Here is a 20765-nt window from a genome sequence, read left to right on the forward strand (position 1 = left end):
TATGTCGCTGAAAACCGTTAAATACTTTTCGAGCCTGCTGGTGCTGGCTCTGGCGCTGGTCGCTGGCTGGTGGTTATGGAATTATTACATGCAGTCTCCCTGGACGCGCGACGGCAAAATCCGCGCTGAGCAGGTGAGCATTACCCCGCAAGTCTCCGGCAGCATCACCACGCTGCGGGTGAAAGATAACCAGAAAGTCAGAGCGGGAGATGTGCTCTTTCGCATCGATGAAACGCCCTACCATATCGCGGTGCTGAATGCCCAGGCGCAGCTGGCAAAAGCGCAGTCGGATCTGGCGAAAGCCAATAACGAAGCCAACCGTCGCCGCCATCTGCCGCAAAACTTTATCTCCGCCGAAGATCTCGATACCGCGAACATTAACGTGAAAGCGATGCAGGCCAGCGTGGAAGTGGCAGAAGCGACGCTGAAACAGGCGCAATGGCAGCTCACACAGACGGTGGTCAAAGCACCCGTTGACGGCTGGGTCACCAACTTATCCACTCGCGAAGGGGATTACGCCACCCAGGGAAAACCGCTGTTCGCCCTTGTGGATAGCCACTCTTTCTATGTCGTGGGCTATTTCGAAGAGACCAAACTGCGCCACATTCAGGAAGGCGCTGCAGCGCGAATCACCTTGTACAGCGGCTCCCGTGTGTTACAGGGTCACGTTTCCAGCATTGGCCGCGCAATCTACGATCAGAGCGTCGAGACCGATTCCGGCCTGGTGCCTGATATCAAACCCAACGTGCCGTGGGTGCGCCTCGCCCAGCGCGTGCCGGTTCGCGTGGAGTTCGATAACCTGCCGAACGATATCACCCTGGTCTCCGGGACCACCTGTACCGTGTCGATCGGAGCCCACTGATGGACCTCTCTGCTTTCTCCTGGCGTAAAATGCCGTGGTTTAAAGCAAACCCGGCGCAGTGGCGCTACGCCCTGCGCAACGGGATCGCCATGTGTCTGGCCCTGTCGGTGGCCTATTACCTGAATCTGGATGAGCCCTACTGGGCCATGACTTCTGCGGCGGTGGTCAGCTTTCCGACCGTCGGCGGCGTCATCAGTAAAAGTCTTGGGCGCGTCGCCGGGAGCCTGCTTGGTGCGACGGCGGCGCTGATTATCGCCGGACATACGCTCAACGATCCCTGGCTCTTTTTGCTCAGCATGGCCGCCTGGCTCGGCGTTTGTACCTGGGCCTGCGCCCATTTTACGAATAACGTCGCCTACGCGTTCCAGCTGGCGGGCTATACCGCCGCGATTATCGCCTTTCCGGTGGTCAATATTCTCGACACCACGGAGCTTTGGGATATCGCCCAGGCGCGCGTGTGCGAAGTGATCATCGGTATTTTGTGCGGCGGGGTGATGATGATGATCCTGCCGAGCACCTCTGACGGCACCACGCTCATCTCGGCGTTAAAAACCATGCATGCGCGCCTGCTGGAGCACGCCAGTCTGCTCTGGCAGCCCGATTCCAGCGATGCGGTTCGCCTGGCCCACGAGAAAGTCATCGGCCAGATCCTGACCATGAACCTCCTGCGCATCCAGGCGTTCTGGAGCCATTACCGCTTTCGTCGGCAGAATAAATTACTGAACTACCTTCTCCACCAGCAGTTGAGAATGACCAGCGCCCTTTCGGGCCTGCGCCGGATATTGCTCAACTGGCCCAGTCCGCCGGACAACACGCGCGAAGTGATCGACCGTCTGCTGGCGGCGCTGGCGAATCCGCAGACGGATATGCTGGCGGTGGCGCGTATCATTGCGCCTCTCGCGCCGACGGATGAGTTTGATTACCGCCATCGCGCGTTCTGGCAGCGGTTGCTCTACTTTTGCCGCTTATACCTGCGCAGCAGTCGCTGGATCAGCGCCGTTGAAAATGCCACACCCATTACCGAATTTAACGTGCCGGGCAGCCCTGCGCTGACCAGGCATACGGATAACAAAGAAGCGTTATGGAGCGGTTTTCGCACCTTCTGCGCCCTGACGCTGGTCGGTGCCTGGAGCATCACCACCCAGTGGGAGTCGGGCTCGGCGGCGCTGACGCTGGCGGCGATCAGCTGCGTGCTCTACTCCGTGGCTGCCTCGCCGTTTAACTCTCTGACACTGCTGATGCGTACGCTGGTGCTGCTTTCGCTCTTCAGCTTCGCCGTGAAATTCGGGCTGATGGTGCAAATCACCGATCTGTGGCAGTTCCTGCTGTTCCTGTTCCCGCTGCTCACCACGATGCAGCTGCTGAAATTGCAGATGCCGAAACTCGCGGGCTTGTGGGGGCAACTGATCGTCTTTATGGGGTCGTTCATTTCCGTCACCAATCCGCCGGTTTACAATTTTGCCGACTTTATGAATGACAATCTGGCGAAGATTCTGGGCGTGGGGCTGGCGTGGCTGGCCTTTGCGGTCCTGCGCCCCGGCTCGGACGCGCGGAAAAGTCGGCGACACATCCGCGAGCTGCGCGCAGGGTTTGTCGATCAGCTCAGCCGCAAGCCGCACCTGCGTGAGAGTGAATACGAATCGCTGGTTTATCATCACGTGAGTCAGCTGAATAACAGCCAGGATGAGCTATCGCGTCGCTGGCTGCTGCGCTGGGGCGTGGTGCTGTTGAACTGTTCGCATGTGGTGTGGCAACTGCGCGCATGGGAAACCCGCTCAGATCCCCTGTCGCAGGTGCGTGATATCTGCATTTCCCTGCTGCGGGACGTGATGAGCAAACGCGGCGTTCAGCAGCGCCCGCTGGCGATGACGCTCGCAGAGCTACAGCGCATTTGCGATACGCTGGCGCGCCACCATCTACCGGCAGCGCGCGATCTCGCGTCGCTGATCTGGCGTCTGCACTGTTCGCTCTCTCAGCTGGAACAGGCTCCGCCGCCAGGGACGATTACGGATCAGATCACCCCGCAGGCGTAACGCGCCCCGCCACCGCCCAGAGGTTTAGGCTGATCGGACATGTTATCCCCGCCGACATGAATCATCAGCGCTTTGCCTTTTATCTCTTCCAGTTTTTTCAGACGCGGAGCCACCACCGGATCGGTGGCTTTGCCGTCATTGTTAACCACCAGCACCGGCAAGTCGCCTTCGTGCCCTGCGCCCTCAGGTCCTTCATGTTTACCGGTTTTTTGCGGGTCAAAATGGCCGCCAGCCGCTTCAGCTGCCGAGGCTTTTCCGTCTTTCATGGCGGGCTGACAGCTGCCCTTGGCATGAACATGAAAGCCATGTTCACCGGGAGGAAGAGCTTTGAGATCGGGCGCGAACTCCAGCCCTTTATCGGTTTCGCTGATGGTGACACTGCCGATGGACTGGCCGATCCCCTGCGAGGTGACGAGATTCATTTCAACTTTGTCGCTGGCAGCCTGCGCGCCTGCGCAAACCACCAGCGTCATCACTGCCAGAGCAAAACGCTTCATATGACCTCCTCGGGTTGATTTTGCCCCTAAAGTTTAGACCAGGGGCAAGGATTTCACCGGAAAGTCATCGGCATAGACGATTAAGGAACGTCGTAACCGAGGGCCGCTTTGCGAATGCGGAACCACTGCTGACGCGTCATCTGCAGCTCTTCGGCGGCGATCGCTGAACGCACGCGTTCGATTTTACCAGAGCCGATAATCGGCAGCGGTTTCGATGGCAGACGCAGGATCCACGCGTATACCACCTGCTCAATGCTCTCGGCGTTCAGCTCGCGGGCAACGGTTTCAAGCTCATCGCGCAGCGGCTGGAATTCGTCGTCATTGAACAGACGACCGCCGCCCAGGCAAGACCAGGCCATCGGACGAATGCGCAGCTGTTGGAGTTGATCCAGCGTGCCGTCCAGCAGCAGCGGCTGATGCACCGGAGAGATCTCCACCTGGTTTGTCGCCAGGGTAAACGGCAGACGAGACTGCAGCAGCGCGAACTGTGCCGGGGTGAAGTTCGACACGCCAAAGTGACGTACCTTCCCGCTCTGATGCAGCGCGAGGAACGCCTGCGCGACTTCATCGGCATCCATCAATGGATCGGGACGGTGGATCAGCAGCAAGTCGAGATGGTCGGTGGCGAGATTCACCAGCGACTGCTCGGCGCTTTTGATGATGTGATCGCTGTCGGTGATGTAATGACCGAGGGCGTTTTCTGCGCGCGCGGTGGTGGCGATGCCGCATTTGGAGACGATCTCCATGCGCTCACGCAGATGCGGAGCCAGCTTCAGGGCTTCCCCAAACGCCGCCTCGCACAGATACCCGCCGTAGATATCGGCGTGGTCAACAGTGGTAATCCCGAGGTCGAGATGTTCCTCAATGAAACTGACCAGCTGACGCGGGGACATATTCCAGTCCATCAAACGCCAGTAACCCATGACAAAACGCGAAAACTCTGGGCCCTGCGGGGCAAGGGCAATACGCTGAACCATAACAATTTCCTCAAGGAAGTGATGTCATGAGTATACGCATATCCGCCGCTAAAAAAGTGAAGGTTGCTGGGGTTCTTCGGTATCCGACGGTTTGTTTGCGCGTAATTTGCGCAGTAAACGCTGGCGACACAGACGGATGACATCCTGTTTCTGCACGTCGCTCATGTTTTGCCAGTTGAAACGCTCATCGCGACTGCGCATGCAGCCCCGGCAAAAACCGCGCTCATCAGACTGACAAATTCCCCGGCACGGGCTCTGGATGGGGAAAAACTCCAGTTGCTCTGCCACACACACCTCCCGAAATCGATTCTCACCTTCAGTGAAGACGCTAATTGCGGCGTCTGCAAGGGCTTTAACACAGAATTGTGGCATTAAGGTTTCACTAATCTTCACTCCCTATACTCGCCTCATCAATAAAACAGATGGTTTCTTTATGATGTGGTCCGTTAAAAAGTTACAGTGTAACGATATTAAATTCACTCTGGGTTGTGCCCTGTTCTTTACCGTGCTGAATGCGCTGTTTATTCAACGCAGCTGGGAGATTATTGCCCCCGCTCATCTGCACGATGTTCTGTTTGCGGCATCGGTTCCGCTGGTCCTGTTTTGTGGCTGGGTGATTGTGTTCAGCCTGCTCAATATTCCGTTTATCCGTAAGCCGCTGATGATCCTGCTGACCCTGGGCTGCGCCGGGGCGACGTACTTTATGTACACCTACGGTGCCGTCATCGATCAGAACATGATGGTGAACGTCTTCGAGACCAACTCGCAGGAAGCCACCGCGCTGGTGACCCCGCAGATGCTGCTGTGGATTGCGATTATCGGCCTGATCCCGTCCATCGTGCTGATGTTCGTTCGCATTCGTTCCGGTAAATGGTGGTACACGCTCCTGATGCGCGTTGCCGCAATCCTCGGGGCGCTGATGGTGATTATCCTGGTCGCCTCCGTCTTCTATAAGGATTACGCCTCCCTGTTCCGCAATAACAAAAGCATCGTCAAGATGGTGACCCCGGCGAACTACGTCAGCGCCATCGCCAAATACAGCAAAAACCGCTGGTTTGCAGGCGATCAGACGCTGGTGCGTATCGGCCAGGACGCTCAGAAAGGGCCGGTGATTCTGGCGCAGAAGAAAAAAACGGTGCTGGTGCTGGTCGTCGGCGAAGCCTCACGTGCGGAAAATTACTCCCTGAACGGCTATGCGCGCGACACCAACCCGCAGCTGAAAAAACAGAACATGATTAACTTCCCGCAGGCCTCTTCCTGCGGCACCGAAACGGCGGTCTCCTTACCTTGCATGTTCTCCAACATGCCGCGCAAAAATTACGACGCGGATCTGGCCCGTCATCAGGAAGGCTTGCTCGATGTGCTGGCCCACGCAGGCGTTAACCTGCTGTGGCGCGAAAACGACGGGGGCTGTAAAGGGGCGTGCGATCGTATCCCGCATACGGACATGACCCAGTGGAAACTGGATGAATTCTGCAAGGATAAATCCTGTATCGACGACGTGAACCTGCACCGTCTGGACAACGTGCTCGACGGCCTGAAGCAGGATTCGGTGCTGGTGATCCATCTGATGGGCAGCCACGGCCCGGCCTACTACCAGCGCTATCCGAAGGAGTATCGCCAGTTCACCCCAACCTGCGACACCAACCAGATTCAGGACTGCGACCATCAGGCGCTGATGAATACCTACGACAACACCATCCTCTATACGGATAGCGTGGTCAGCAAAACCATTGATGCCCTGAAAGCGCGTCAGACGACGATGAATACCGCCCTGATTTATCTCTCCGATCACGGTGAGTCGCTGGGTGAAAACGGCCTGTATCTGCACGGCACCCCGTACCTGATTGCCCCAACGCAGCAGACGCATATTCCGTTTATGTTCTGGCTGTCGCCGGACTACGTGAACAGCTACAGCATCAACGAGCCGTGTTTACGCGATCAGGCGGCCAAAACGGCGGTTTCTCAGGATAATTTATTCTCGACGGTTCTCGGCATGATGAACGTCAAATCAGCGGTTTATCAGCCGCAGATGGACATCATTAACACCTGTCGCAAATCCTGAGACTTGCATTAGACCGATTGGTCTAGTACATTCAGCGCCATGAGCAAAAATACTGAACACGATACACGCGAACATCTTCTGGCTACCGGCGAGCGTCTTTGCATGCATCGCGGGTTTACCGGAATGGGTCTTAGCGAGCTGTTAAAAACCGCTGAGGTGCCGAAGGGTTCGTTCTATCACTACTTCCGCTCCAAAGAGGCGTTTGGCGTGGCGATGCTGGAACGGCACTATGCCGGGTACCATCAGCGTCTCGCCACCCACTTTGCCAGCGGCGAAGGGTGCTATCGCGATCGTGTGCTCAACTATTATCAGGAAACGCTGAACCAGTTCTGCCAGCAGGGCATTATCAGCGGTTGCCTGACCGTCAAATTGTCCGCCGAAGTGTGCGATCTCTCAGAAGATATGCGCACGGCGATGGACAAAGGGGCCTGCGGCGTCATCGCCCTTCTGGCTCAGGCGCTGGAAAAAGGTCGCGACGAAAAAACGCTGAATTTTAGCGGCGATCCTTTGACTCAGGCCCAGGTGTTATATGCGCTGTGGTTAGGCGCAAATTTGCAGGCCAAAATTTCCCGCAGCGCCGTGCCGCTTGAAAGCGCACTGGCGCATGTGAAGAACAGCATTACAGCGCCTGGCGTTTAACAGGCGTTTTTATTTACCAAATCACTAGTCGACCGGTCTACTCAGGAGTCATGATGTCAACTGAAAAATTATTTACCCCACTGAAAATCGGTGCGGTTACTGCACCAAACCGCGTACTGATGGCCCCGCTCACTCGTCTGCGCAGCATCGAGCCGGGTGATATCCCGACGCCGCTGATGGGCGAATACTACCGCCAGCGCGCCAGCTCCGGCCTGATCATTTCCGAAGCGACCCAAATCTCCGCGCAAGCGAAAGGTTATGCGGGCGCTCCGGGCCTGCACAGCCCAGAGCAGATCGCCGCATGGAAAAAAATCACTGCCGGTGTTCACGCTGACGATGGCCGCATCGCGGTTCAACTGTGGCATACGGGCCGTATCTCCCATAACAGCATCCAGCCTGGCGGCCAGGCACCGGTTTCAGCTTCTGCTCTGAACGCCGGTACGCGCACGTCCCTGCGTGACGAAAACGGTCATGCGATTCGTGTGGATACCTCTACCCCACGCGCACTGGAACTCGACGAAATCCCAGGCATCGTGAATGATTTCCGCCAGGCCGTCGCCAATGCCCGCGAAGCCGGTTTCGACCTGGTTGAGCTGCACTCTGCACACGGCTACCTGCTGCACCAGTTCCTCTCTCCGTCGTCAAACCAGCGCACGGATCAGTACGGCGGCAGCGTGGAAAACCGCGCCCGTCTGGTGCTGGAAGTGGTAGATGCAGTGTGCCAGGAGTGGAGCCCGGACCGCATCGGTATCCGTGTCTCCCCGATCGGTTCCTTCCAGAACGTGGATAACGGCCCGAACGAAGAAGCCGACGCCCTGTATCTGATTGAAGAGCTGGCGAAACGCGGTATCGCCTACCTGCACATGTCCGAGCCGGACTGGGCGGGCGGTCAGCCTTACTCCGAAGCCTTCCGTGAGAAAGTGCGTGCGCGTTTCCAGGGCGTGATTATCGGTGCGGGTGCGTACACCCCAGAGAAAGCCGAAGATCTGATCAGCAAAGGGCTGATCGACGCCGTCGCCTTTGGCCGCGATTACATCGCTAACCCGGATCTGGTGGCGCGTCTGCAGCGTAAAGCCGAGCTGAACCCGCAGCGTCCAGAGACCTTCTACGGCGGCGGCGCTGAAGGTTACACCGACTACCCTTCCCTGTAATTCCTCGGTTGTCCATTGATAGCGGCGATGATTCGCCGCTATACTAAAACATCGTTTCTGTTCAAAAAGATAAGCCACTGAGGTGGTTAAGAGGAAAATATGCGCCTACTTCACACCATGCTGCGCGTTGGCAACCTGCAACGTTCTATCGATTTCTACACTAACGTACTGGGCATGCAGCTCCTGCGCACCAGCGAAAACCCGGAATACAAATACTCCCTGGCGTTCGTTGGCTACGGCCCGGAAAGTGACGAAGCGGTTATCGAGCTGACCTACAACTGGGACGTCGATAGCTACGAGCTGGGCACCGCTTACGGCCACATCGCGCTGGAAGTGGATAACGCAGCAGAAGCCTGCGAGCGCATTCGCAGCAACGGTGGCAACGTGACGCGCGAAGCGGGTCCGGTCAAAGGCGGCACCACCGTGATTGCCTTCGTTGAAGATCCAGACGGTTATAAAATCGAACTGATCGAAGCCAAAGACGCCGGTCGCGGTCTGGGCAATTGATCCCTCCGGGCGCGTTCTGCGCCCGTTGTTTTACTGCATCCCCGCGCAAAATTTGCCATAATACGCACTGCTTTTTTCCCCTTGTAAGAGACCCTGATGTCCGATAACGCTCAACTTACCGGTCTGTGCGACCGTTTTCGTGGTTTTTATCCTGTTGTGATTGACGTAGAAACAGCCGGATTTAACGCTAAGACCGATGCGCTGCTTGAGATCGCCGCCATCACGCTGAAAATGGATGAACAGGGCTGGCTGACACCGGACACCACGCTGCATTTCCATGTTGAACCCTTCGAAGGCGCAAACCTGCAGCCCGAAGCGCTGGCCTTTAACGGCATCGACCCGACTAACCCGCTGCGCGGCGCGGTGAGTGAATACGATGCCCTGCACGCCATTTTCAAAATGGTGCGCAAAGGCATGAAGGACAGCAACTGCAATCGCGCGATCATGGTGGCGCATAACGCGACCTTCGATCACAGCTTTATGATGGCCGCCGCCGAGCGCGCGTCCCTCAAGCGTAACCCGTTCCACCCGTTCGTCACCTTCGACACCGCCGCGCTGAGCGGGCTGGCGCTGGGGCAAACGGTGCTCTCTAAGGCGTGTATCACCGCGGGCATTGATTTCGACGGCACCCAGGCGCACTCGGCGCTGTACGATACGGAACGCACGTCAGAACTGTTCTGTGAGATTGTGAACCGCTGGAAGCGTCTCGGCGGTTGGCCGCTGCCGATGGGCGATGAGACAGATCGCTAATCGTCGGCTGGGTAAGCGCAGCGCCACCCGGCAAAAAAAAAGCGACCTCTTCAGGTCGCTTTTTTTATCTCCGCAGCAAACTTACTCTGCGTCTGGCTCTTCGGTTTTGTACTTCGCAGCGGTCTCTTTGATCAGCTGCTGCAGTTCGCCACGCTGATACATTTCGATCAGGATGTCGCAACCGCCAACCAGCTCTCCGTCTACCCACAGCTGCGGGAAGGTCGGCCAGTTGGCGTATTTTGGCAGCTCAGCGCGGATGTCCGGGTTCTGCAGGATATCGACGTAAGCAAAACGCTCGCCACAGGCAGACAGCGCCTGCACGGCTTGTGCAGAGAAACCGCAGTTTGGCAGCTTCGGTGAACCTTTCATGTACAGCAGAATCGGGTTTTCAGCGATCTGGCGCTGGATTTTTTCAATAGTCGTGCTCATGTCTTGCTTCCTTAAACTTCTGTTACGGCATTCGTCTGACATTGTAGCGGGTCAGACAGACATCGGAAAATAACATTTTCGTCACCTGTATATATCATAACGGTTGTCTGCTGAAGTTGCATTCCTAAGATAGCTTAACCCTAAGCCGCGCGCGCTTTCGCTTAAGGAGTGAGCAATAAGGTAACAGTCTGACGTTTTTTTTTGCACTCGCTAACGAAACAGACTTTTTTGCCGATAAATGCTATTAACTTCTCGCAGATTTTTAGATTAGAATCGACGGGCTTTGTAAATCATACGCAGGCATTATTGATGACCTGCTCCTAATTCAGAGGAATGCTCAGTGGCGCGGATAACAAAAATCTCGATCACGCTCTGTGCTTTACTATTTACATCACTTGTTTTCACGCCAGCGGCTAACGCCTCCGAGCAGGCGCGGCACTCTGCCGTGCAGAAATCGCATCTGGCGAAAACCACAGAACGTAAGAAAAAAACCACCAGCTCCAGTAAAAGCGAAAAGAAAAAAACCACCACCGCTCGCAAGCAGTCCACCTCCAGTAAGGCCCTCACCAGTAAAACCCGAAGCAAACCGACCCGCACCGCAAAAGTGACTCCGGAAAAATGCACCGTGCGTAAAGGCCACAAAACTAACTGCGTGAAAGTGGGCAAAACGGCGAAGCTCTCTGAGGTGCATAAAGTGCGCGTGCAGAAAGCGCAAAAAACCGCGATGAACAAACTGATGGGTCAGATTGGCAAACCGTATCACTGGGGTGGCACCTCCCCGCGCACCGGTTTCGACTGCAGCGGTCTGGTCTATTACGCGTATAAAGATCTGGTGAAGTTCCGCATTCCGCGCACCGCGAACGAGATGTATCACCTGCGCGATGCCGCGTCGGTTAATCGCGGTGAACTGGAGAGCGGCGATCTGGTGTTCTTCCGCACCCAGGGTCGCGGCACCGCCGACCACGTGGGCGTTTACGTCGGCAACGGGAAATTCATTCAGTCTCCTCGCAGCGGCCAGGACATTCAAATCACCTCCCTGAGCGAAGATTACTGGGTCCGCCATTACGTTGGCGCTCGCCGCGTGATGACGCCGAAAACCATTCGCTAATCCCTGCCCTGCCGCGCCGTCGGCAGGGTAAGTTCCTCTTTTGCATACCCTTTCAATTTGCTACTCTATCCTTGCACTCAATAGGGTTATTGGCGTGCAACACTATAATAAGGAGAGAAGCAATGTCGTTCGAATTACCTGCATTACCGTATGCAAAAGACGCCCTGGCTCCGCACATTTCCGCGGAAACCCTGGAGTATCACTACGGCAAACACCATCAGACCTATGTCACTAACCTGAACAATCTGGTGAAAGGCACTGAGTTTGAAGGCAAAACGCTGGAAGAGATCGTGCGTAGCTCTGAAGGTGGCGTGTTCAACAACGCGGCTCAGGTCTGGAACCACACGTTCTACTGGCACTGCCTGGCCCCGAACGCCGGTGGCGAACCGACCGGTGAACTGGCTGCAGCGATCAATACCGCGTTTGGCAGCTTTGCAGATTTCAAAGCGAAGTTTACTGACGCCGCAATTAAGAACTTCGGTTCTGGCTGGACGTGGCTGGTGAAAGAGGCAGATGGCAAACTGGCTATCGTTTCCACCTCTAACGCAGGCACCCCACTGACCACCAGCGCGAAACCGCTGATGACCGTCGATGTGTGGGAGCACGCTTACTATATCGATTACCGTAACGCTCGCCCGAACTACCTTGAGCACTTCTGGGCGCTGGTGAACTGGGAATTTGTGGCGAAGAACTTCGCCGCGTAAGAGACACGCAGAAGGGTTTTGCCCTTCTGCGTTTTTGGTTTATTCCGTCACGCTTGCCGGTTCCGGCTGTTTGCGACCGGATGTGAGAACCAGCAGCAGACCAAGAGCCGCAATAATCGCCCCCATCACCGGGACAAAGCTGTATCCCAGCCCGCCCGAAATCACCGCCCCACCCGCTGCCGCGCCGAGCGCATTACCGAGATTAAACGCGCCGATATTCACGGACGACGACAGACCCGGCGCTTCGTGTGCCACACGCATCACGCGCATCTGCAACGGCGGAACCACCGCAAAGGTCGCCGCGCCCCACACCACCATCGCAATGGCCGCCCCGAATTCGTTACGCGCCAGCCAGGGAATGGCGAGCATAATCACAATCAGCAGGGTTAAGAAGCCTTTCAAAGTACCGGTAACCGAGCGATCCGCCAGCTTGCCGCCGAGATAGTTACCGAGTGAGAAGCCAACGCCAATCAGGACCAGCATCGCCGTCACAAACAGCGGCGTGGCGTGGGTGATGTCATGCAGCACGGGAGAGATATAGGTGTAGAGCGTAAACATCGCGCCTGCGCCGAGCACCGTCGTTAACAGGGCAGACAGCACCTGCGGGCGCACCAGCACCGACAGCTCTTTGCGCACATCCGGGCGCTCGCCCGCCTCGCCTTTCGGCAGGGAGAAGAACAGCGCGATCATCGCTACCACGCCCAGCCCGGCGGTAGCCAGGAACGACATCCGCCAGCCGATGACTTCACCGAGCCAGGTCGCCGCCGGAACGCCGCCAATGTTGGCGATGGTCAGGCCCATAAACATGGTCGCCACCGCGCTTGCCTGCTTATGTTTTGGCACCACGCTCGCGGCCACCACTGAGCCTAAGCCAAAGAACGCGCCGTGGTTCAGGCTGGTCAGAATGCGCGACAGCAGCAGCGTCGTGTAATCCGGCGCAATCGCCGACAGCACGTTGCCGAGGGTAAAAATCGTCATCAGGAAGATCAGCGCATTGCGGCGGGCGCGATGCGAGAGCAGCAGTGTCATGAGCGGCGCACCGATCATCACCCCAATTGCATAGGCGCTGATGAGCATCCCCGCCGCTGGAATGGAGACGTCCACGCCTTTAGCAATGACGGGCAGCAGCCCCATCGGGGAAAACTCGGTGGTGCCGATGCCAAAAGCGCCAATCGCCAGGGCCAGCAGGGGAAAATTGATTTTCATTGTTAACTCCGGATGCCGTGTCGTCGTCATCGCGCGACACGGGACTAAGATGGCAAAAGCATGACATCAATCACAAAAAATGAGAAGTTAACAAATTAGCAAAAGATTTTTGCAGGATGGGTAACAATCAGGGAGAGGAGACGAGGGAGAGGACTCTCCCCCGCTTAAATCAGTGCAGGGCTGCGGTCAGACCTGCTGCAACAATCAAAGCCAGCACAATAACGGTCGTGGTCAGCGAAAACTTCAGATCGGTACTCATCAATTTTTCTCCTTTTAATCACCTTACGAAAAGTGAGCTTGCTCATTTTTACACAGTTTACCCCAAAAATCTTCCTGGATTTAGACTGATAACCGTTTTTGCTCTTCCCCTTTTCATCAAGATAAGACAAAATTCCACGCTAAATTTATAAGCGTACCGGCCACTGACCCCCTCCTGACGTTCTGAGTCGTTTTCCCGGCGTATCGCAATTCACATTGCGAGATAAGGGTGAGAGAAGGCAAACGTTTACCTTTAAGTATTTCAGGAGTTTAAGATATGGTCTGGAGTGACATGTAATGGCAACAATTAAAGATGTGGCGAAACGCGCAAACGTTTCCACTACAACCGTATCACATGTAATTAACAAAACGCGTTTTGTTGCGGAAGAGACGCGCAACGCCGTATGGGCTGCCATCAAAGAGTTGCACTACTCTCCGAGTGCCGTGGCGCGCAGCCTGAAAGTGAACCACACCAAATCGATCGGCCTGCTGGCGACCAGCAGCGAAGCCGCCTATTTCGCGGAGATCATCGAAGCCGTTGAGAAAAACTGCTTCCAGAAGGGCTACACCCTGATTCTCGGCAACGCCTGGAACAGCCAGGAAAAGCAGCGCGCTTACCTGTCAATGATGGCGCAAAAGCGTGTCGATGGCCTGCTGGTGATGTGTTCTGAATACCCGGAATCCGTGCTCTCGATGCTGGAAGAGTATCGTCACATCCCGATGGTGGTGATGGACTGGGGCGATACCCGCGCCGATTTCACCGACTCCGTGAACGACAACGCCTTTGAAGGCGGCTACATGGCGGGCCGTTACCTGATTGAACGCGGTCACCGCGAAATCGGCGTGATCCCGGGTCCACTGGAGCGCAACACCGGCGCAGGCCGTCTGGCTGGCTTCATGAAAGCGATGGAAGAAGCGCTGATCACGGTGCCGGAAAACTGGATCGTGCAGGGCGACTTCGAGCCGGAATCCGGCTATCGCGCCATGCAGCAGATTGTCTCCCAGTCACATCGTCCGACCGCGGTCTTCATCGGCGGCGATATTATGGCAATGGGCGCCCTTTGCGCAGCCGACGAACTCGGTTTGCGCGTCCCGCAGGACATTTCTGTGATCGGGTACGATAACGTGCGCAACGCCCGCTACTTCACCCCGGCGCTGACGACCATTCACCAGCCGAAAGACTCGCTGGGTGAAACGGCCTTCAACATGCTGATGGACCGCATCGTCAGCAAACGCGAAGAGTCGCAGTCGATTGAAGTCCACCCGCGCCTGATTGAGCGCCGCTCCGTCGCTGACGGTCCGTTCCGCGATTACCGCCGTTAATCATCTCTGAGGGGCCGGTTATTCCGGCTCCTTCAGCCACTCTCTGTTCAGCGTCTCGCTATCCCCCAGATACTCCAGCAGCCACGCCAGCGCCGGTGACATATCGTTTTGCTGCCAGGTCAGGCAACAGGCCGCATCCGGGAACGGGTTCTCCAGCGTTAAGGGCACCCACTCACCGCGATCGATGCGCGGACGCGCGAAATGCACCGGCACCATCCCGACGCACAGCCCTGCGGAAAGACAGGTTGCCGAGGTTTCCCAGTCAGGAGCCACCACGCGCCGCTGGTTATCCAGCAGCCAGGTGATGCGTTTTGGCAGCGATCGGGACGTATCTTCCAGCACCAGCGACGGCCAGTTGCGCAACGTGTCATCGCTCAGCGGGCCTTCAATGGCAGCGAGGGGATGATCGCGCGCCACGACGCAGGTCCAGCTCAGGGCTCCCATATCGCGAAAGGCATAGCGCCCGCCCACCGGGATCGCCTGCGTGGCACCGATCGCCATCTCCACCCTGCCGTCAGAGAGCGCATCCCACACGCCGTTGAACACCTCCTGCGACACGCGCAGCTCCACGTCCGAGAAGTGGCGATAAAAATCGACCACCATCTGGCGGGTGCGCTCTGGTTTGACGATGTTATCCACCGCAATGGCGAGATGACCGCGCCAGCCGTTGGCAATCTGCTGACACTGCTCGCGGGTGATCATCATTTTTTTGATAACAGATCGCCCTTCTTTCAAAAACCAGACGCCCGCAGGCGTCAGGACGACGTCGCGGTGGCGGCGCTCAAACAGCGGAACTGCCAGCCATTCTTCAAGCTGACGCACGGTATAGCTCACCGCAGACGGAACGCGGTGCAGTTCCTGGGCCGCGCCGCTAAAGCTGCCGTTGCGCGCAACTGCATCGACCACTTCTAAGGAATATTCAGACCACATTTTTTGCCTGCAAAATTTTTGAATGCAACCACCAAATATTAGCGTTTCACAAGGCAGTTTGCACTCCCTACACTCTGCGCCAGTGAATACCTGCCCTCTTTAGGAAATAAAAACAATGCAACCCAACAAAGGATTCCTGGTCTGGCTCGGCGGCTTAAGCGTGCTGGGCTTCCTGGCCACCGACATGTACCTGCCCGCGTTTGCCGCGATGCAGGCGGATTTACAGACCCCTGCCGCCGCCATCAGCGCCAGCCTGAGTCTGTTCCTCGCCGGTTTTGCCTTCGCGCAGCTGCTGTGGGGACCGCTCTCCGACCGCTATGGTCGTAAACCGATTTTACTCTTAGGTCTGGCGATTTTTGCCGTCGGCTGTCTGGGCATGCTCTGGGTGCGCGATGCGACCTGGCTTCTGGTACTGCGTTTTATCCAGGCGTTCGGCGTGTGTGCCGCGGCGGTGACCTGGCAGGCGCTGGTCACGGACTACTATCCCGCGTCACGCGTGAACCGCATTTTTGCCACCATCATGCCGCTGGTCGGTCTTTCTCCGGCCCTGGCCCCGCTGCTCGGCAGCTGGATCCTGGTGCATTTTGACTGGCAGGCGATCTTCGCCACCCTGTTTATCATCACCCTGGTGCTGATGTTACCGGCCTTCGCGCTGAAACCGGCGCCAGCCAAACCGGCTGAAACGACGGATAATCGCGTCACCTTCCTCTCCCTGCTGCGCTCCCGCGCCTATCGCGGCAACGTGCTGGTCTACGCCGCCTGCTCCGCCAGCTTCTTTGCGTGGCTGACCGGTTCGCCGTTTATTCTGCACGATATGGGCTACAGCCCGGCGGTGATTGGCCTGAGCTATGTCCCGCAGACCATCGCCTTCCTGGTCGGTGGTTATGGCTGCCGCGCGGCGCTGCAAAAATGGCCTGGACAGCAGCTGCTGCCGTGGCTGCTGGTGCTCTTCGCGGTGAGTGTGATTGGGACCTGGGCCGTTGGCTTTATTCCAGACGTCGGGCTGACGGAGATTCTGATCCCGTTCTGTGTGATGGCCGTGGCGAACGGTGCGATCTACCCTATCGTGGTGGCGCAGGCGCTGCGTCCGTTCCCGCATGCGACGGGGCGTGCAGCGGCGCTGCAAAACACCCTGCAGCTGGGTCTGTGCTTCCTGGCAAGCCTGATTGTTTCGGCGCTCATCGCCACCCCGCTGATGACCACCACCAGCGTGATGCTGGCGACCGTGGTTCTCGCCGCGCTGGGCTATCGCATGCAGGCCTCAGCGAAAGATCGGATAAGCGAAACGGCGCAGGCATAATCGCGCCAGCAATTATGTGACATTTCAGTGATTAGGCTGCTAATAACTTTCGGTTGAATCACCGTTTTTTGCAGCCTATACTAAATTTGCTTCACACAAATACGATAAATATTATGTGTTAACGGGAGCCGGAGTGCTCCCGTTTTACCATGGAAGGCCTTTCGGTAAGGGTTATCTCCCTTCCTCTGTTCTACGTCGGATATTAGCCTCGCGGAAAAACCGTGGGATTTCTCACAAACCATAAAAAACGGCTACGCTGTTTGAAGGTTCTGATCACAGCAGGTGATGGAGAAGCTATGAGTTCATCGTGTATAGAAGAAGTCAATGTCCGGGACAATGACTGGTTTCGGATCGTCAATGAATTACTGAGTCGGGCGGGCGTCGCGATTAACGGGTCTGCCCCATCCGATATTCAGGTAAAACACCCCGATTTTTTCAAACGCGTTCTGCAGGAAGGTTCGCTCGGTCTGGGCGAGAGCTACATGGACGGCTGGTGGGATTGCGAGCGGCTGGATATGTTTTTCCATAACGTTCTGCGCGCCGGGCTGGAAAACCAGCTCCCTCACCGCCTGAAAGACACCCTGCGTATCGCCTCTGCGCGATTGCTCAATTTGCAAAGTAAAAAGCGGGCGTGGATTGTCGGGAAAGAGCATTACGATCTCGGAAACGATCTTTTCAGCCGGATGCTTGACCCGTTCATGCAATATTCCTGCGCCTACTGGAAAGACGCTACCACCCTCGAAGACGCACAGCAGGCCAAGCTGCGTTTAATCTGCGAAAAACTGCAGCTTCAGCCCGGCATGCGGGTTTTAGATATCGGCTGCGGCTGGGGCGGACTGGCTTATTACATGGCGAAAAATTACGGCGTGAGCGTTGTCGGCGTGACCATTTCCGCCGAGCAGCAGAAGTTGGCGCAGGAGCGCTGTGCGGGTCTGGATGTGACCATTCTGCTGCAGGACTATCGCGATCTGGACGACCAGTTTGACCGTATCGTCTCCGTGGGGATGTTCGAGCACGTCGGTCCGAAGAATTACAACACCTATTTCACCGTTGCTGACCGCAACCTGAAACCGGAAGGGCTTTTCCTGCTGCACACCATCGGCTCCAAAAAAACCGACCATTCCGTTGACCCCTGGATCAACAAATACATCTTCCCGAACGGCTGCCTGCCCTCGGTTCGCCAGATTGCCGATGCCAGCGAGTCGCACTTTATTGTCGAAGACTGGCACAACTTTGGCGCGGATTACGACACGACCCTGATGGCCTGGCATTCGCGTTTTATCGCCTCATGGCCGGAAATTGCTGATAACTATTCGGAACGCTTCAAACGGATGTTCAGCTATTACCTGAATGCCTGCGCAGGGGCGTTTCGCGCCCGGGATATTCAGCTCTGGCAGGTGGTGTTTAGCCGTGGCGTAGAGCACGGATTGCGCGTGGCGCGGTGAGTTAAATGGTTTTGTAGGCCGGGTAAGCGCAGCGCCACCCGGCAACAAACGTGCTCATCTTCAATGAATAAACCCCGGCAATCCGGGGTTTATTTTATTCGTCTTCCGACGTCAATTGACTCGCTAATTCTTTCGCCGCCAGCACGCGCTCAACGGTATCCACAACCGCCTGGGTCTGCGGATCAATTTCGATATTAATGCGATGGCCGAGTTTTTTCGCCCCCAGCGTCGTACGCTGCAAGGTTTCCGGAATTAAATGCACGCAGAAACGCGTCGGCGTGACTTCACCTACCGTCAAACTAATCCCATCCACGCCAATAAATCCTTTGTACAGGATGTATTTCATTAATGAGGAGTCCTGGACCTTAAACCAGATCTGGCGATTATTTTCCGAAGTCAGAATTTTGGATACTTCAGCGGTGGTCATAATATGGCCCGACATTAAATGCCCGCCGATCTCATCGCTGAATTTCGCCGCGCGCTCAACGTTGACCATATCGCCCACCACCAGCTCGCCGAGATTGGTAATACGCAGCGTCTCTTTCATCAGATCAAAGCTAATGCGATTCCCGTTAATCTCTGTCACCGTCAGACAACAGCCATTGTGGGCCACCGATGCGCCGGTCTCCAGACCGTCGAGCATATATTCCGGCAGCTCCACTACATGGGTACGGAAATTGGGTTTTTCATCAATGGACACCAGTTTTGCGGTGCCCTGCACAATACCAGTAAACATGCTTACCACTCCTGTTTTATCCCAACGGTGGTGACACCGTTTTAATCGCATCACAATAACAGTTGGAAAAAGAGGTTGCCAGCGGAGCGCATTTTCTGGCGATTTTTTCACTAGATAAATAGAGAATCCCCGCTACAATAGCTGGCATTCCCCCTGCATCTTCTTCTTACTGCCAGTTTTGGCGGGTTTTTTAGTCTCTCAAATAACAACAATACAAAAGGTGTTCACGTGCAGAAGTACATGAATGAAGCGCGTCAGTTATTAGCACTGGCAATACCGGTGATCATCGCGCAGGTCGCTCAAACCGCAATGGGATTTGTGGATACGGTCATGGCGGGCGGATACAGCGCCACCGATATGGCCGCCGTTGCGATCGGTACCTCTATCTGGTTCCCGGCCATTCTTTTCGGCCACGGGCTGCTGCTGGCCTTAACCCCGGTTATCGCCCAGCTTAACGGCTCAGGCCGACGCGATCGAATTGCCCACCAGGTGCGCCAGGGCTTCTGGCTCGCCGGTTCGGTCTCTGTTCTTATCATGATTGTGCTGTGGAATGCGGGCCATATTATTCGCTCGATGCACAATATCGACCCAGTGCTGGCCGACAAAGCCGTCGGCTATCTGCGGGCGCTGCTGTGGGGCGCACCGGGCTATCTGTTCTTCCAGGTGGCGCGTAACCAGTGCGAAGGGTTGGCCAAAACCAAACCCGGCATGGTGTTCGGCTTTATCGGTCTGCTGGTGAATATTCCGGTGAACTACGTCTTTATCTACGGCCATTTTGGCATGCCGGAACTCGGCGGCGTGGGCTGTGGCGTGGCGACAGCGGCGGTGTACTGGGTGATGTTTATCAGCATGCTGTGGTACGTCAAACGCGCGCGTTCGATGCGTGATATCCGTAACGAGCCGCGTTTCAGTAAGCCGGATATGGAGGTCATGAAGCGTCTGGTCCAGTTGGGCCTGCCTATCGCGCTGGCGCTGTTCTTTGAAGTGACGCTGTTTGCGGTCGTCGCCCTGCTGGTGTCGCCGCTGGGGATTGTCGACGTGGCGGGCCACCAGATTGCCCTCAACTTTAGCTCGCTGATGTTCGTTCTGCCGATGTCGCTCGCCGCAGCCACCACCATCCGCGTCGGCTATCGTCTGGGCCAGGGCTCGACGCTGGATGCGCAAACCGCGGCACGGACCGGCCTGATGGTCGGCGTGTGCATGGCGGCCTGTACCGCGATCTTCACCGTCGTGATGCGCGAGCAAATCGCCCTGCTCTACAACGACAACCCGGAAGTAGTGATCCTCGCTTCACAGCTGATGCTGCTGGCGGCGGTGTATCAGATTTCCGATTCGATTCAGGTGATCGGCAGCGGCATTCTGCGTGGTTATAAAGATACGCGCTCGATCTTCTATATCACGTTTATCGCCTACTGGGTGCTCGGCCTGCCGAGCGGCTACGTGCTGGCGCTGACGGATCTGGTGGTCGACAGAATGGGCCCGGCCGGTTTCTGGATGGGCTTTATCATCGGCTTAACCTCCGCCGCAATCCTGATGATGTTGCGCATGCGCTTCCTGCAACGCCAGCCGTCGACTATCATTTTGCAGCGCGCTGCGCGTTAATTATCCGTAAGCCGCCTTCGGGCGGCTACTTTCTCCTCATTTTGCGCGGGAATACAGCAATCGCGTGAAATACGGAAGAAAATTGCATTTTCCCTCTTGCCTCATCCACTCACTGTCGCTAATATTCGACCCCGTTGTCACAGACAACATGATGCGTCCGTAGCTCAGTTGGTTAGAGCACCACCTTGACATGGTGGGGGTCGGTGGTTCGAGTCCACTCGGACGCACCATTCAAAAAAATCT

The 20765-nt window shown here is 56.5% G+C and carries 21 protein-coding genes and 1 tRNA gene; 14 read left to right on the plus strand and 8 right to left on the minus strand.

The features are described 5' to 3' along the window. Window position 1 precedes the first annotated feature (1 nt). Together QQF33_RS19990 and QQF33_RS19995 are read left to right on the plus strand one after the other, a co-directional pair. Complete coding sequence (locus tag QQF33_RS19990) at window positions 2–862, plus strand: efflux RND transporter periplasmic adaptor subunit (RefSeq protein WP_282493280.1); 861 nt, start codon at window positions 2–4, stop codon at window positions 860–862. Continuing rightward, the gene (locus tag QQF33_RS19995) at window positions 862–2895 is read left to right on the plus strand and encodes an FUSC family protein (protein WP_285150225.1); all 2034 of its coding nucleotides are present in this window, start codon (window positions 862–864) and stop codon (window positions 2893–2895) included. Before QQF33_RS19990 ends, QQF33_RS19995 begins: the two co-directional genes overlap by 1 nt. On the opposite strand, the gene sodC is transcribed toward QQF33_RS19995, so the two are convergent. The 3 genes from sodC to QQF33_RS20010 all read right to left on the minus strand — a co-directional run bounded on the left by sodC (window position 2874) and on the right by QQF33_RS20010 (window position 4657). After that, entirely contained in the window at window positions 2874–3392 is a 519-nt protein-coding gene (sodC, locus tag QQF33_RS20000) for a superoxide dismutase [Cu-Zn] SodC (protein WP_282493282.1), read from the minus strand. The two genes, QQF33_RS19995 and sodC, sit on opposite strands and share 22 nt — an antisense overlap. Window positions 3393–3472: 80 nt before the next feature. Further along, complete coding sequence (locus QQF33_RS20005; RefSeq protein ID WP_285150224.1) at window positions 3473–4369, minus strand: aldo/keto reductase; 897 nt, start codon at window positions 4367–4369, stop codon at window positions 3473–3475. 48 nt (window positions 4370–4417) lie between these two features. After that, window positions 4418–4657 carry a DUF1289 domain-containing protein gene (locus QQF33_RS20010; protein WP_282493284.1) on the minus strand — a complete coding sequence of 80 codons (240 nt, stop codon included), beginning with the start codon at window positions 4655–4657 and terminating at the stop codon, window positions 4418–4420. Between the two features lie 148 nt (window positions 4658–4805). Between QQF33_RS20010 and eptA the strand changes: the two genes are divergently transcribed. From eptA to rnt, 5 genes are all read left to right on the plus strand, one after another. Next, entirely contained in the window at window positions 4806–6434 is a 1629-nt protein-coding gene (gene eptA / locus QQF33_RS20015) for a phosphoethanolamine transferase EptA (RefSeq protein ID WP_285144814.1), read from the plus strand. 39 nt (window positions 6435–6473) lie between these two features. After that, window positions 6474–7073 carry a TetR/AcrR family transcriptional regulator gene (locus QQF33_RS20020; RefSeq protein WP_285158471.1) on the plus strand — a complete coding sequence of 200 codons (600 nt, stop codon included), beginning with the start codon at window positions 6474–6476 and terminating at the stop codon, window positions 7071–7073. A 53-nt stretch (window positions 7074–7126) separates the two neighbouring features. After that, window positions 7127–8224 (plus strand): alkene reductase, encoded by a 1098-nt coding sequence (gene nemA / locus QQF33_RS20025; RefSeq protein WP_285155290.1) that lies wholly within the window; start codon window positions 7127–7129, stop codon window positions 8222–8224. A gap of 99 nt (window positions 8225–8323) precedes the next feature. Continuing rightward, window positions 8324–8731, plus strand: coding sequence for a lactoylglutathione lyase (gene gloA / locus QQF33_RS20030; protein WP_012017189.1), 408 nt, complete (start codon window positions 8324–8326; stop codon window positions 8729–8731). 96 nt (window positions 8732–8827) lie between these two features. Further along, window positions 8828–9481: a ribonuclease T gene (gene rnt / locus QQF33_RS20035; RefSeq protein ID WP_282493288.1), complete on the plus strand. Its 654-nt coding sequence runs from the start codon at window positions 8828–8830 to the stop codon at window positions 9479–9481. A gap of 81 nt (window positions 9482–9562) precedes the next feature. On the opposite strand, the gene grxD is transcribed toward rnt, so the two are convergent. Continuing rightward, the gene (gene grxD, locus QQF33_RS20040; protein ID WP_095281803.1) at window positions 9563–9910 is read right to left on the minus strand and encodes a monothiol glutaredoxin 4; all 348 of its coding nucleotides are present in this window, start codon (window positions 9908–9910) and stop codon (window positions 9563–9565) included. A gap of 340 nt (window positions 9911–10250) precedes the next feature. On the opposite strand from grxD, the gene QQF33_RS20045 reads away from it, so the two are divergent. Both QQF33_RS20045 and sodB read left to right on the plus strand, forming a co-directional pair. Beyond that, window positions 10251–11018 carry a C40 family peptidase gene (locus tag QQF33_RS20045; RefSeq protein ID WP_285144675.1) on the plus strand — a complete coding sequence of 256 codons (768 nt, stop codon included), beginning with the start codon at window positions 10251–10253 and terminating at the stop codon, window positions 11016–11018. A 122-nt stretch (window positions 11019–11140) separates the two neighbouring features. After that, complete coding sequence (sodB, locus tag QQF33_RS20050) at window positions 11141–11722, plus strand: superoxide dismutase [Fe] (RefSeq protein ID WP_285158472.1); 582 nt, start codon at window positions 11141–11143, stop codon at window positions 11720–11722. 39 nt (window positions 11723–11761) lie between these two features. Here sodB and QQF33_RS20055 read toward each other — a convergent pair whose 3' ends face one another. After that, entirely contained in the window at window positions 11762–12928 is a 1167-nt protein-coding gene (locus QQF33_RS20055; RefSeq protein WP_285158473.1) for an MFS transporter, read from the minus strand. 169 nt (window positions 12929–13097) lie between these two features. Beyond that, window positions 13098–13187, minus strand: a complete 90-nt coding sequence (cydH, locus tag QQF33_RS20060; protein WP_282493292.1) for a cytochrome bd-I oxidase subunit CydH — start codon at window positions 13185–13187, stop codon at window positions 13098–13100. Window positions 13188–13483: 296 nt separating this feature from the next. Between cydH and purR the strand changes: the two genes are divergently transcribed. Then, complete coding sequence (gene purR, locus QQF33_RS20065) at window positions 13484–14509, plus strand: HTH-type transcriptional repressor PurR (protein ID WP_095281798.1); 1026 nt, start codon at window positions 13484–13486, stop codon at window positions 14507–14509. 18 nt (window positions 14510–14527) lie between these two features. On the opposite strand, the gene punR is transcribed toward purR, so the two are convergent. Continuing rightward, on the minus strand, window positions 14528–15439 hold the full coding sequence (gene punR / locus QQF33_RS20070; protein ID WP_285158474.1) for a DNA-binding transcriptional activator PunR: 912 nt from the start codon (window positions 15437–15439) through the stop codon (window positions 14528–14530). A 115-nt stretch (window positions 15440–15554) separates the two neighbouring features. Between punR and punC the strand changes: the two genes are divergently transcribed. Beyond that, window positions 15555–16739, plus strand: coding sequence for a purine nucleoside transporter PunC (punC, locus tag QQF33_RS20075; protein ID WP_285158475.1), 1185 nt, complete (start codon window positions 15555–15557; stop codon window positions 16737–16739). Between the two features lie 296 nt (window positions 16740–17035). Continuing rightward, the gene (gene cfa / locus QQF33_RS20080; RefSeq protein ID WP_285150219.1) at window positions 17036–18184 is read left to right on the plus strand and encodes a cyclopropane fatty acyl phospholipid synthase; all 1149 of its coding nucleotides are present in this window, start codon (window positions 17036–17038) and stop codon (window positions 18182–18184) included. A gap of 94 nt (window positions 18185–18278) precedes the next feature. Here cfa and QQF33_RS20085 read toward each other — a convergent pair whose 3' ends face one another. Next, window positions 18279–18920 (minus strand): riboflavin synthase subunit alpha, encoded by a 642-nt coding sequence (locus tag QQF33_RS20085; protein WP_285155283.1) that lies wholly within the window; start codon window positions 18918–18920, stop codon window positions 18279–18281. A 228-nt stretch (window positions 18921–19148) separates the two neighbouring features. Here QQF33_RS20085 and mdtK point away from each other — a divergent pair, with 228 nt between their 5' ends. Together mdtK and QQF33_RS20095 are read left to right on the plus strand one after the other, a co-directional pair. Further along, window positions 19149–20522 carry an MdtK family multidrug efflux MATE transporter gene (gene mdtK, locus QQF33_RS20090; protein WP_282493297.1) on the plus strand — a complete coding sequence of 458 codons (1374 nt, stop codon included), beginning with the start codon at window positions 19149–19151 and terminating at the stop codon, window positions 20520–20522. A gap of 153 nt (window positions 20523–20675) precedes the next feature. Further along, window positions 20676–20752: transfer RNA gene (locus QQF33_RS20095), tRNA-Val, on the plus strand. Window positions 20753–20765: the final 13 nt, after the last annotated feature.

The sequence above is a fragment of the Lelliottia wanjuensis genome (genome assembly GCF_030238365.1).
Taxonomy (GTDB): Bacteria; Pseudomonadota; Gammaproteobacteria; order Enterobacterales; family Enterobacteriaceae; genus Enterobacter; species Enterobacter wanjuensis.